At 38.5% G+C, this 12,267-nt stretch carries 12 protein-coding genes; 5 read left to right on the top strand and 7 right to left on the bottom strand.

The window, feature by feature from the left end:
- Nucleotides 1-74 precede the first annotated feature (74 nt).
- Nucleotides 75-674 (bottom strand): TerD family protein, encoded by a 600-nt coding sequence (locus tag ACEYX7_RS05230; protein WP_374805191.1) that lies wholly within the window; start codon nt 672-674, stop codon nt 75-77.
- A gap of 184 nt (nt 675-858) precedes the next feature.
- Nucleotides 859-1,560, bottom strand: coding sequence for a TIGR00266 family protein (locus ACEYX7_RS05225; protein WP_374805190.1), 702 nt, complete (start codon nt 1,558-1,560; stop codon nt 859-861).
- A 232-nt stretch (nt 1,561-1,792) separates the two neighbouring features.
- Between ACEYX7_RS05225 and ACEYX7_RS05220 the strand changes: the two genes are divergently transcribed.
- A complete protein-coding gene (locus tag ACEYX7_RS05220; RefSeq protein ID WP_374805188.1) occupies nt 1,793-3,577 on the top strand; it encodes an alpha/beta-hydrolase family protein in 1,785 nt (594 codons plus the stop codon).
- A gap of 4 nt (nt 3,578-3,581) precedes the next feature.
- Here ACEYX7_RS05220 and ACEYX7_RS05215 read toward each other — a convergent pair whose 3' ends face one another.
- On the bottom strand, nt 3,582-4,514 hold the full coding sequence (locus ACEYX7_RS05215; RefSeq protein ID WP_374805187.1) for an LD-carboxypeptidase: 933 nt from the start codon (nt 4,512-4,514) through the stop codon (nt 3,582-3,584).
- 284 nt (nt 4,515-4,798) lie between these two features.
- On the opposite strand from ACEYX7_RS05215, the gene ACEYX7_RS05210 reads away from it, so the two are divergent.
- The gene (locus tag ACEYX7_RS05210; protein ID WP_374805185.1) at nt 4,799-5,320 is read left to right on the top strand and encodes an META domain-containing protein; all 522 of its coding nucleotides are present in this window, start codon (nt 4,799-4,801) and stop codon (nt 5,318-5,320) included.
- A 230-nt stretch (nt 5,321-5,550) separates the two neighbouring features.
- Nucleotides 5,551-6,783, top strand: a complete 1,233-nt coding sequence (locus tag ACEYX7_RS05205) for a multidrug effflux MFS transporter (protein ID WP_374805184.1) — start codon at nt 5,551-5,553, stop codon at nt 6,781-6,783.
- A gap of 58 nt (nt 6,784-6,841) precedes the next feature.
- Here the strand turns inward: ACEYX7_RS05205 and ACEYX7_RS05200 are convergent, their stop codons facing one another.
- The 3 genes from ACEYX7_RS05200 to ACEYX7_RS05190 all read right to left on the bottom strand — a co-directional run bounded on the left by ACEYX7_RS05200 (nt 6,842) and on the right by ACEYX7_RS05190 (nt 9,534).
- The gene (locus tag ACEYX7_RS05200; RefSeq protein ID WP_374805182.1) at nt 6,842-7,054 is read right to left on the bottom strand and encodes a CPCC family cysteine-rich protein; all 213 of its coding nucleotides are present in this window, start codon (nt 7,052-7,054) and stop codon (nt 6,842-6,844) included.
- Nucleotides 7,055-7,141: 87 nt separating this feature from the next.
- Nucleotides 7,142-8,680, bottom strand: coding sequence for a helicase HerA-like domain-containing protein (locus tag ACEYX7_RS05195; protein WP_374805180.1), 1,539 nt, complete (start codon nt 8,678-8,680; stop codon nt 7,142-7,144).
- A gap of 128 nt (nt 8,681-8,808) precedes the next feature.
- Nucleotides 8,809-9,534 carry an AAA family ATPase gene (locus ACEYX7_RS05190; RefSeq protein WP_374805179.1) on the bottom strand — a complete coding sequence of 242 codons (726 nt, stop codon included), beginning with the start codon at nt 9,532-9,534 and terminating at the stop codon, nt 8,809-8,811.
- A 145-nt stretch (nt 9,535-9,679) separates the two neighbouring features.
- Between ACEYX7_RS05190 and ACEYX7_RS05185 the strand changes: the two genes are divergently transcribed.
- Nucleotides 9,680-10,138, top strand: a complete 459-nt coding sequence (locus ACEYX7_RS05185) for a surface-adhesin E family protein (protein WP_374805177.1) — start codon at nt 9,680-9,682, stop codon at nt 10,136-10,138.
- Between the two features lie 209 nt (nt 10,139-10,347).
- A complete protein-coding gene (locus tag ACEYX7_RS05180) occupies nt 10,348-10,941 on the top strand; it encodes a hypothetical protein (RefSeq protein WP_374806866.1) in 594 nt (197 codons plus the stop codon).
- 70 nt (nt 10,942-11,011) lie between these two features.
- Here the strand turns inward: ACEYX7_RS05180 and ACEYX7_RS05175 are convergent, their stop codons facing one another.
- Entirely contained in the window at nt 11,012-12,193 is a 1,182-nt protein-coding gene (locus ACEYX7_RS05175; protein WP_374900280.1) for a PLP-dependent transferase, read from the bottom strand.
- Nucleotides 12,194-12,267: the final 74 nt, after the last annotated feature.

Raw genomic sequence — 12,267 nt, 5'->3', positions numbered from 1 at the left:
CCCATTGGGCATCAGTAAGTGTTAGTCTATTCATATAATCAGAATAACTGATTTTCTTTGTATGTCAACACACCCTATAAGAAAGGCAATGCGTGTGGCAAGATTTCTTGGAAAGTTTTACCGTGTACATTTTCACCGATGGCATGCATTTTCCATTCGCCATTATGACGATAAATTTTGGCAATAATCAATGCTGTATGAGCACCTTGTGAAGACAATTTATAACTGGCAATTTCTTGATTGCTTTGTTGATCGACCAAACGACAAAACGCATTTGATACCGTCTCAAAAGTCTGACCACGGAAACTGCTTACCGTAAAGACCAATGCTTTTACATTCGCTGGCACACGAGCCAAGTCGACGCGAATCACTTCATCATCACCATCGCCTGCACCAGTCAAGTTGTCACCAGAATGCTTGATACTGCCGTCTTTACTTTGTAATTGACCGAAATAAACCACATCCACAGGTTGTTTGTTGTCATCAAATAAAATCACTGATGCATCAAGGTCGATGTCGCCACCGCCACTATTGCCACCAAATAAACCACCTAAAAAACCGCCTTTTTTGGTTTCGGCAACATCCCAACCTACACCCAAAAACACTTGTTGTAAGCCAGTACCATCCGCTTTGTTCAAGCTAATCTTCTGACCTTTTTCCAAATTAATTGCCATGTTTGACGCTCCTATCTCAAAATAAAATATAAAAACATTTAAATTTCAGGTTGTTAAAACGCAGTATAACGCTTTAACGCACGACCCACTTTAACACTAAAAATTGCACAAATTTATTTAAAAATTGTTACTTTTGATTTAGTGCGATGGGACATTCAGTTTTTGGCATAACTCAATACTGAGCTTATGATCGGTTGAGTTTAGCTCTTAACCATGCCAACATGTTTTCATGATTGCGTGAGCTAATTACCACTTTGCCACGTCCCGAGAAGCGTAAAATAATACCTTCACCACTGGTTACACTATTGACCAAATTACCCAATAAACCACTATTGCCCGATGTACTGGCACTGATGTTGTATTGTAGCGTTGAATCCCAGCACACCACATGACCGTTATCGATTAACACGTCTTTATCAGGCGTTACATCAATTTCAAATAATGTTCCTGCTCCAGATACCACCAATTGCCCTTGACCGCTGGTATGCATCACCAAAAAACCGCCTGTTTGACCCAAAAAGGCATTGCCCAAACCTTGGGTTTTGACTTTGATTTCCACGCCACTTGTTGCGGCAACAAATGCACCATCGCTTAAAGTATATTGATTAGCACCAACGTCCATGATCTGCATACCGCCATCTAGAGATGAAGAGAGTAGACAATCTCCATCACCGCGTACCGCTTCAATGTGCTGTTGGAATAACGATTCATCATTGGCAAAATGACGGATAAAAGATTGTACTACACCACCTTGTAATTTGCCTTTTAGGTCTAAGTTGCTTTCCATCATGACCATAGCATTGCTTTCACAATAGATTTTATCGCCCTTACGCATCGATACATGTAAAAATGGTTCTGGTTCGCCAATCAACGTAAATTGTGTCATTACGATTTTCCGAATTGTTTGATATTGATAAAATCAAGCTAGCACGATTTTTTTACTGTATCAAGACATCTACAGTTTCATTTTTAAATGATTCAAATATAACCATAAAAACAGTATCTTATTTTTACACAAAATCAAAATAAGCTCGATTAACAAAATGCTAAGTAAATCATTTTTCATTGTGATTTTAAATCCGTTATCATAGTTATATTATTTTTTTATGCCTGTTTTTATGTCTCATTCTTCTCTCGCTAAAGTTTCATCATCGCCTTTACATGCCAATACCTTGGCAGGCTTTTTTGCATCTTTGTCGATGACAGGATTGGTGATAGGTTTTTTGTGCTTCTATGTGTCGCTTTATCCGATGCTGTTACCACGTGTATGGTGGCTACAAGCGATTGGCAGTGCTTTGAGTGGGGCGATTGGTTATAGCTTCGGTAAGATGATTGCGAGTGGTGTTGATATCGCTTGTCTATTGGTAAAAAAGCCAATGATACGTATCGCACAGCAGTATTATCGGATGACCATTTCAGTATTGTTGCTCATTACTTTCGGTTTTGCCATTTACCGTTGGTTGATAGTCAAAGAAATCAGTGCCTTGATGGATATGCCGAGTGATAGTATTTTAATCACTTTGGCAAGTACCAGTTTGGCATTAGTCATTTGGCTGATGTTGATTGCGATTGGGCGTTGGCTGGTGTTGTTGGTAGAGTGGCTGGTCAATTTGGTTGCACCGAAACTAAACGTACCCGTGCGTTTTTTAACATGGTTGGTGATTTCTGTTTTAATGGTTTCTGCGATTGTTGAAGCAGGTCAGCACTATGTTTGGCAACCCGTTTTACAAAAAATTAGTCAGAGTGCCTTAAAGCGTAATCAAGCACCACCAAAGACGCTCACAGCACCAACGTCACCATTTAAATCAGGTTTTATTGCTCAGGCTAATCAAAAGCCCGCACAGACTTGGGAGCAATTAGGGCACTATGGACAGCGTTTTGTATCTTTGGGCTTATCTGCATCAGAAATCACTGAAGTCACAGGACGTCCTGCTTTAGAGCCAATTCGTGTCTTTGTCGGGCTTGCTAACCAAGAGCCATCTGAGATTTTATTACAAAATATCGTTAAAACTGCAATAGATGAACTTGACCGCACGCACGCTTGGCAACGAAAATATATCGTAGTACAAGGGGCAACGGGACGCGGTTGGGTCGAAGAGTATAGCAGCCTTGCAGCAGAGTATTTGACCGATGGCGACATTGCCAGTGTGGTGGTGCAATATTCCTATTTGCCAAGCCAAGTTTCATTTTTGATGGATCGCATGGCATCGAGCAGTGCCAACACACAACTTATTGAAGCGATTGAAAAAAAGCTTGCTACTTTGCCCAAAGATCAGCGTCCAAAATTAATTTTGGCAGGGGAGTCTTTGGGGGCTTTTGCAACGCAATCTGCTTTTAAGGATGAAAATGATTTGGTATCACGCATTGACGGTGCGGTTTGGGTAGGTACGCCACGTTTAAGCCGATTATGGGAAACATTGGTGGCAAATAGACAAAGCCCTAGTACGGAGAGCTTACCAGTCATCAACCACGGCAAGCACATTCGTTTTATGGACTATGTGGATACACTGACTCCAGCAGGACATCCGCAAGGGCAGCTGCTTGATCAAGATTGGCAAGCACCGCGTATCGTCTTCTTGCAACATGCTTTGGATCCGATTGTATGGTGGTCTACAGATATGTTGTGGCAACGCCCCGATTGGATGCATGAACAAAAAGGGCGTGATGTGGTCAAAATCCCGACATGGTTGCCACTGATTAGCTTAGGTGAGCTGACCTTGGATATGCCAGCCTCAAGTAAAGTGCCTGCTGGACACGGGCATATTTATCAATATGAGACCACGAGAGCATGGCAAGCCGTACTTGATAAATCAGACATATCCGCTGACAAGATTAATCAGGCGATTGAACAAAGAATCAAAAAATTATTGCCCGAAAAAAATCATGGTTCAAAAACAAACTAACAGTTTAGGCATGACGGCTAATAGTGTGGTGATCAAATATCAACTGATTATCTTTCACTTGAGCAATCTGCCCTAAAATAAAAGGCTGATTACACAGACCATGTCCAAATTGGCTGGTCTGATACAATCCGACGTGTGTATCTTTTAAATATTCTACAAAAATATCAGCGATTGAATGTGGAACATCTTTTTGTGGACACTGGTAAAAATCACCTAACACAACAGCTTGTAAATGATTTAAATCAATACTTTGTAATAATTGTACCCATAGACGTTCCAAACGATAATAAGGCTCTCCGACATCTTCCAATAATAAAATACTGGGCTGATCTAAATGAAGTTGCCATGCTGTGCCTTGCAAACTACATAAAACAGCGAGATTTCCACCCAAAATTTTTCCTTGTGGTGGATGTGCTGTTTTAAGGATAGGACTTAAATCAAAGGGTTGGTTTAAGCGTTGCTGTAATAATGCCAATGTTTGTAGTGCATCTTGCGACAACGATTGATTTTCATCAATATTTTTATTAGCAAGTTCTTGGAATACAGGTGCGTGCATGGCAAGACCATTTTGCTTTGTAATATAATTTAATAAAGTTGTACTGTCAGAATAACCAAGAAATGGTTTTTTTTGCATCGCAGGGGTTAAATTGTATTGTGACAGCAAAGGCAATAACTGTGCAGCACCTGTACCACCTCGTCCACACCAAATGACATCAACATCATCATCTTGATACGCCTCAACAATATCTTGTACTCGCTGTGCAATCGTTCCTGCCAAATAACGATGTGTTGCTTGTAAATGTTTAGAAAAACTGACTTTATAGCCTAGATTTTCTAGTGCATAACGGCTACGTTCAATCAATGCAAAATCAATCATCGCACTTGGTGCAATAACACGAATATGTAGTGGCGAAGTAGAGTGCTTTGTGGTGGTCATCATGTTATCAATAGGATTTAAATCTCAAGTGAAATATATGCTAGCATCAAAACTAAAACTTAGACCAGCATAATAAAGACACTATGTATAAAAATAAGTGAAAAAAATAAGAATAAAAGCAAAATTTAGCAAATTTATTACACTGTAATTTTGTGGAAATAGTCTATAATAAGTTAAAGTTTTTTGTTAGTAATCACCAGTTTATCGTAAATTTTTTGAATTAATATTTGATTAAAACGTTACGATGAATTGTCTGCCGAAATTTTTTAAATTAAGGATAAGCTATGCGTTCTTCTCAACATCTGTCACGCTTAGGTGTGATCGTGGCAACAACAGTACTTTTGGCAGCTTGTGCGAGCACACTACCAGCCCAGCATAAACCGCAGGTCAAATATCAGACCACAAAAACACCAGCAAATAAAGTCAATCTTAGCCCAACGCCAGCGCCTTTGCCGACTATGGCGAGCCGTGATGGCTTGCAAGATATCCGTTGGAACATTCAACAAATTAATGGTCGCCAAGCCAACTATTTTGTGCAGTATCCATCGCTGATGTTGCAATCACAAACCCAGCGTATCTTTGGTCATACAGGATGTAATGCGATTTTTGGTGAATATCGTTTTAATCCAAGTAATCAAACTATGCAAATCCGTGCAGGTGCTGAGCATCAAGCTTGTGATAATGCTTTGGCACAAGAAGCTGAGCTTATGGATGTATTGTCACGTGTGGCTGGCTACAGCGTACAAGCCAATAACTTAGTCCTGTTTGATGCAAACCGTAATGTATTATTGCGTGCCAATTACTAATTCATAAAGTTTTGAAATGTCACAAACATGATGAACAATTTGGGCATCATGTTTTTGCTAAAATCCGCATTGAAAAAATAAGAATAAGCATAGACAAAATAAAAATTTTATCTCATTGTTTCATATTGAATTAATTTAAGTGAGCAACAATAATTAAAAGTGTACTGACTGTACTACTTTTAAAACTCTGCTATAATTCACCGCCTGATAACACAATGACGATGATAACAATGTCCACCTCTCAAATAACAGCAAACAATAGACAGCCTGATTATCCAACCACTTGGATTATGATTTTGGGCTTGATGATTGCCATCGGTCCTTTATCGATTGATATGTATTTGCCCGCTTTGCCCACTATGGCGAAAGATTTTGGCGTGCCTACATCGTGGATTTCTAACTCTGTTCCTGCTTATTTTGCAGGTTTGGTTGTGGGGCAGTTATTTTATGGACCTTTAAGCGATCGTTACGGACGCTTAAAACCATTATATTTTGGGATGACACTGTATATTATCGCATCGATTGCCTGTGCCATGACTAATAATGAATATACGCTATTTTTAGCTCGAACCACACAAGCACTGGGGGCGTGCGTTGGGGCAGTGGTACCGCGTGCTATGGTGCGTGACCGTTTACCGCCATTACAGATGGCAAAGGCATTTTCTTTGATGACCTTGGTGATGGGTTTAGCACCGATTTTAGCACCGTCGTTGGGTGCATTGGTATTGCAAGTTAGTGATTGGCGGACGATTTTTTGGTTTTTGGCGGCCTTTGGTACATTTAATTTATTACTCAGTATTTTTTATTTAAAAGAAACTTTGGCGGATGAAAACCGTATTACCACATCGATGAAATATGTTCTGCATGATTATCTGGCATTAATTAAAGATAAACAGTTTTATTTGCCTGCATTAGGTTCGGGTTTATTAATGGGAGCGATGTTTGTTTATATTAACACCGCATCAGAATTGATTATGCAACAATATCAAGTCAGTGCTACACATTTTGCTTGGATATTTGGTTCAAATGCGGCAGGCTTTATTGCTTTGACACAGGTCAATCAAATATTATTAAAACGTTTTCATTTGATTTCGATTTTACGTTTTGGTGCAGCAATTCAAGCCATTTCAGTCTTATGTTTATTAATGATTGGCTTACTGTTTGGTACGGGTATTCATTTGGCATGGATTTTGGCGTGTATCTTCTGTTGTATTGCTGCATTAGGTTTAACGCAACCGAATGCGGTCGCATTGGTTTTGGCATTCCAAAAGAAAAGAGCAGGCACTGCCAGTGCCTTACATGGTTCATTGTTATTTTTAACAGGTATTTTGGGCGGTATTTTATTGCACTTTATGCATTTTAATATTGTACTCAAACTTGGTTTGGTGATGGCAGTATTAATGGTGATTGGGGCGATTTTGGTATATAGCATTGATAAAAATGTGGATTTTCATAAAGCGTAAACCCATCTAATAAAATCATGTATAGGTCGTGTTATTGATGTAGCGTAACACGACTTATTTATAATTTGTTGTTTTTATTAATGTGATTTTTAAAATGCAATTTATATTCATTTAAACTTTCTTCGTTTGCACCACCAGAATAATCAGGGTCTTCAAATTGAACAGCATCATCTTCCCAACCACAAATTGGACAAATTTCAAAACAATGTAACTCTGTAAAAATATAATGGTGACAACAAGGGCAAGGATATAAATTGTTTATTTTATTCATCTTTTATTATCCTTATTTGCTTTGCTAGTCGTGTTACACCCGAAAAAGCAGGGCTAACACGACCTCCAAAATTTTTTGATTTAACGTTTAACGCCCACCAAAAATCGATCCCAAAATACCACGCATAATGCTTTTACCTGTCGAACCACCCAAAGCACGAATAGCAGTTTTGGCAGCGGTATTCATCAAGTCTTGATTTTGCTTGGCACGGCGTTCCGCTTCACGTTGCTCTTCACGAGCCAAACGCTCTTGCTCTTTGGCAGCAGCTTTATCGGCAATGGCTTGGGCTTTGGCTTGTTCAGCAGCTTCAGCGTCGGCTTGTTGTTGCTGTTGCATATCCGCGACTTTGCGTTGTAACATCTCAAAGGCACTATCACGATCCACTTCGTTATCATAAACACCGGCAACAATACTGTTTTGCATCAATTGCTTACGTTCATCCAAACTAATCGGACTAAATGCTGATGCAGGCGGCATCACCCATGCACGTTGCACGATTTGCGGGGTACCTTGCTCATCCAAACAGCTAATCAAGGCTTCACCGACACCCAACTCAGTAATCGCCACTGCCACATCAAATTCAGGATTGGCACGGAAAGTTTGAGCGGCTGTTTTGACTGCTTTTTGGTCTTTCGGGGTAAAGGCACGTAAGGCATGTTGTACACGGTTGCCCAATTGTCCCAATACACTTTCAGGCAAATCCAATGGATTTTGCGTAATAAAATAAATCCCCACACCTTTGGAACGAATCAAACGCACCACTTGTTCGATTTTTTCTTGCAAAGCGGCACTGGCATTATCAAACAACAAATGGGCTTCATCAAAGAAAAACACCATTTTTGGTTTATCCATATCACCCACTTCAGGCAAACGCTCAAACAATTCAGACAACATCCATAACAAGAACGTGGCATATAGTTTTGGCGTATTCATCAATTTATCCGCTGCCAAAAGGTTGATATAACCATGACCATTGCTGTCAGTTTGGATAAAATCCATAATATCCAAAGCAGGCTCACCAAAGAAATGCTCGCCACCTTGGTCGCCCAATGCCAATAAATTACGCTGAATCGCCCCTAGACTGGCAGCCGACAAATTGCCATATTCATTTTTGAGCTCGGCTGCATTTTCACTGACATAAGTGAGCATTGATTTTAAATCTTTAAAATCAATCAATAACAAACCTTGATCATCAGCAATACGGAACACAGCAGACAATACGCCTTCTTGGGTATCGTTCAAATTCAACATGCGTGACAATAATACAGGACCGATTTCAGACACAGTGGTGCGAATCGGATGCCCTTGTTCGCCAAACATATCCCAAAAGGTCACAGGAAAACCCATAAATTCAACAGGTTCAATGCCAAGCATCGCCACACGCTCATCGAATTTTGCACCGCCACTGCCTGCTTTGGCAATACTTGACACATCGCCTTTGGCATCCGCCAAAAATACTGGCACGCCAATACGTGAAAAGCTTTCTGCCAAGAGTTTTAAAGTCACGGTTTTACCTGTACCCGTCGCCCCTGCGATTAAGCCATGACGGTTAGCAAGTTGGGAATACAATACCACATCAAAGTTGGTATCGGCGGTTTTTTTTCCAATAATCAAAGGAATAGCCATGTTGTTGTCCTAACATTTAAGAAAATTTATGCTGAAATTTTAGCTGAAAATTGAAAAAATAACACAATTATTTATGCAAATTTTTTAGGCTGATTATTTTTATAAATCTTTGAAATATAACTATAAATCTAATAATTTAAAATATCTTTTAAAAATTGCCCTTGTGAATTAATGATATTTTTGAGTAAATAATATTCATTACTTTCAAAAAAATCTAGCGGATAATAGCGATGCTGACTAAAGCGAAATAAGTCCGCATCAGGCATTGCCATAATTAGTGGTGAATGTGTGGCGATAATGAATTGGCTACCTTGTTTGCTGAGCTGTAAAATTTTTTCAATAAAATCAATCTGATTGGACATGGATAATGATGCTTCGGGTTCATCCAAGATATACAGCCCTTGGGCTTTAAAACGATGATGATAAAGACTTTTCATGGATTCGCCATGTGAAACTTGATGCAAATCTTTACCGCCATAATAATCACGAATTAAACCACCGCCGATGCCTTGATCAAGCTGTTGCATCTCACTGATAAAATTATAAAAACTCTCGGAGCGATAGAAAAAGATATCGTGGATTTTACGTCCGCTTTTGACCAGTCTTAAGCTTTGACTATAATCAAAATGGCTATCATTGGTGGAATAATGAAAATTAATTGAGCCACCTTCGGCAGGACAGCCTAATTTTACCGCCAACACTTCCAAAAATGTCGATTTACCAATGCCATTTTCGCCCATAATGATGGTGATATTCTTATTAAATTTAAAAGGATAAAGATGATAAAAGGCAAAATCATCGCTTGGCTGTTGGATTAGCTTGACTTCGGTGAGTAACGGTTTATTTTCAAGCATCGTGGCGAATTGCTATAAATTTTATTGATGAGAAATATAGCAGATTGTAGAAATTATTGTACAGTGAAATTATTTTGTAGAATGGTGATTTGAATAGTGCTAATATTTAATCAAATTAAAAATCTTGTTGTAAAGGAATAAAAGCATGAAAATCAAAATGATGCTAGCAAGTCTAGCACTTGTATTCAGTCAAGTGGCACTGGCTGAAAATTGGGTCTATGTTGATACGTTTGAAGGCGAAAAAATGTATTTGGATCACGATAGAGTTAAACAAATCAGTTTTGATAGCTATGAGTTAAAGCAAGGGCTAAAACAAGGATTAAGTAAAGACAATTCCTATCGATCGGTTTGGTTTAAAACAGCATTTGATGATGAGCCAAACAGTACAGCCGACACAAAAAATTATCATATCGAAAACAGTTTTTATGATTGTGAGCGTAAAAGATATGAACTCAATACCGTTGAAACTTTTGAAAACCATCAATCGACATTTAAGACACAACCTATCACCACGCCATCCTCTTCAGATGCATGGGAAAAGGTCATACCCAATACGCTAGGGGACACCATGTTCAAGGTGGCATGTCGTGCTAAAGTTAAATGATGCATGTCTATTTGAAAAGTTGGATAGCGATAATAAGCGATAGGTAATAGGTTGATGATATGGAATGGGTGCTATGCTTTATTGTAGTGATTGCTTTCGTTTTATTGTTAAAGGAAAGTTTTTTCAAGTCTAATCAAGCTCAATCATTACCAAGCACTCATCACTTATCGAAAGCGTTACAGGTTTTATTAAAAAATGAACTTGGATTTATGCAACGGCAATTTACGCAGCTATCTGATTATCCAAAGCCGTTAAAAAATGCCATCTTGATAGAATTTTATCATTTACTATTACAAATTTTGATTTATTTACTGTTGAATAACTTTGATAATATTCAACAAAAAGATAAAGATGTTATGGATCATCATATTGATGATTGGGCAGGGATATTATCCGAGTTACATCAACAAGAAAACGGTTTACAAGAAAATCATACAACTAATCGCTTTTATATCAAAAAAGAAATTTATCAACGTACAGAAAAATATCATCCTTTGATTGCTCAAATTATTATCCAAGCCCGAGAACAATATTTGGAAAAATATCAAGATAAAGCCGAATTTAAAGCAATACAATTTGACCAGCATTGTATGCAAGACGTGCATATATCCAGCATTTTTATTGATTATATCCAGCAAGCTGTTCTAAAACAGCCTTTAAATGAACAGCAATTTCACCAAATGACAAAAGCCTTTCATCATGAATTATCAAATGATAAACTCGATGCATATTTTCAACAGCGTTTGCCTAATATATTTTCGATAATTTTTAATGATTTAAAACAAATCAGTGATGGGTTGTAATTAATAAAAAAACATTTTCCCGAAAAAGCCCCACCTTTTCACAAAGTAGGGCATTTTTTTACTTAAAAAATTAAGCAAAAACCACTCTTGCTTGCTCAATATCTTGAATTAAATCATCAATATGCTCTAATCCAACCACAAATCGCACAATATACACAGGCTTTTCATGTTGCATCGCTTGACGTTGCACTTGATAATACATCACCAAACTGGTCGCACCACCCCAACTATAACCCAATTTAAATAAATTCAATTGGTTACAAAAGGCTTGAATCTGCTCAACCGTCTTACAACCATCCACAACCACACTCACCAAACCTGCCGCAAGCCCTGTTTTACATACCGCTTGCCAATATTCATGTCCTGCATGACTGGCAATACTCGGATGCAATACTCGCGAAAACTCTTTGCATTGCGATAAATATTCAATCAATACCAAAGTATTGTCATGATGTTTTTGGTAACGCAAAGCCATACTCGCCAAATTACGCTGAATATTAGCACAGTCATCACCCGATACCGCAATACCTTGTAATGCATGGGTTTTTAATACTTTTAAGTATAGTTCACGATCGGCAGTACAGACACTACCCATTAATATATCACCGCCACCGCTTGGATATTTGGTCAATGCATGCACGCTAATATCCACTGCGGTATGCTCATCGTCCAAATCAAAACTATTATAGGCAAGTCCTGCACCCCAAGTGCTGTCAATAGCAGTCAAAATGCCTTTTGCTTTGGCTTTTTTAATCAAACCGATTAAATCGGGAAATTCCAAACTCACCGAACCGGCGGCTTCTAACCATAATAATTTACATTTTTCAGTAGGCTGAAAACTCTCTACATCTACAGGATTATAGCTTTTTAGTACCACGCCATAACGCTCTTGTAGCATACTAAGATGTTCGTGATTTGGATAATAGCTATTTTCAGGCAACCAAACTTCGTCACCACTCGCCAAAAATGTACTGTTTACCAATTGGATTACGGATAAACCACTTGGTGCGAGAAGACAATGCTTTGCCCCTTCTAATACGGCAATTTGATCAGCGAGAGCATACGTTGTTGGCGTGCCGTGCGTACCATAACTATAATTATAAGGACGAGTCCAATCATAAGCATCAATCATGTCTTGAGTATTATCAAACACAAAAGTCGATGCACGAAATACTGGCATTTGTAGCGTTTTTACATGATCAGGGACACTATTAACAGGTTGGCTCAATCGGGTTTGTATATGTAAATCCATATTATCCGTATGTTTTGTGTCTAATGAATGGGTCATACCTTCCACCTAAAATCCTAAGAAATAATAAAAAATAA

The organism is Hubeiibacter jixunmingi (assembly GCF_041928215.1).
Lineage (GTDB): Bacteria > Pseudomonadota > Gammaproteobacteria > Pseudomonadales > Moraxellaceae > Acinetobacter.
Note: the sequence above shows the minus strand (reverse complement) of the source record. Positions and strands in the feature narration are given on the sequence as shown.

Excerpts from the sequence above, each read along its gene's own strand:
- ACEYX7_RS05230 (WP_374805191.1), bottom strand. The coding sequence starts at position 674 with ATGGCAATTAATTTGGAAAAAGGTCAGAAGATTAGCTTGAACAAAGCG.
- ACEYX7_RS05225 (WP_374805190.1), bottom strand. The coding sequence starts at position 1,560 with ATGACACAATTTACGTTGATTGGCGAACCAGAACCATTTTTACATGTA.
- ACEYX7_RS05220 (WP_374805188.1), top strand. The coding sequence starts at position 1,793 with ATGTCTCATTCTTCTCTCGCTAAAGTTTCATCATCGCCTTTACATGCC.
- ACEYX7_RS05215 (WP_374805187.1), bottom strand. The coding sequence starts at position 4,514 with ATGACCACCACAAAGCACTCTACTTCGCCACTACATATTCGTGTTATT.
- ACEYX7_RS05210 (WP_374805185.1), top strand. The coding sequence starts at position 4,799 with ATGCGTTCTTCTCAACATCTGTCACGCTTAGGTGTGATCGTGGCAACA.
- ACEYX7_RS05205 (WP_374805184.1), top strand. The coding sequence starts at position 5,551 with ATGTCCACCTCTCAAATAACAGCAAACAATAGACAGCCTGATTATCCA.
- ACEYX7_RS05200 (WP_374805182.1), bottom strand. The coding sequence starts at position 7,054 with ATGAATAAAATAAACAATTTATATCCTTGCCCTTGTTGTCACCATTAT.
- ACEYX7_RS05195 (WP_374805180.1), bottom strand. The coding sequence starts at position 8,680 with ATGGCTATTCCTTTGATTATTGGAAAAAAAACCGCCGATACCAACTTT.
- ACEYX7_RS05190 (WP_374805179.1), bottom strand. The coding sequence starts at position 9,534 with ATGCTTGAAAATAAACCGTTACTCACCGAAGTCAAGCTAATCCAACAG.
- ACEYX7_RS05185 (WP_374805177.1), top strand. The coding sequence starts at position 9,680 with ATGAAAATCAAAATGATGCTAGCAAGTCTAGCACTTGTATTCAGTCAA.
- ACEYX7_RS05180 (WP_374806866.1), top strand. The coding sequence starts at position 10,348 with ATGCAACGGCAATTTACGCAGCTATCTGATTATCCAAAGCCGTTAAAA.
- ACEYX7_RS05175 (WP_374900280.1), bottom strand. The coding sequence starts at position 12,193 with ATGGATTTACATATACAAACCCGATTGAGCCAACCTGTTAATAGTGTC.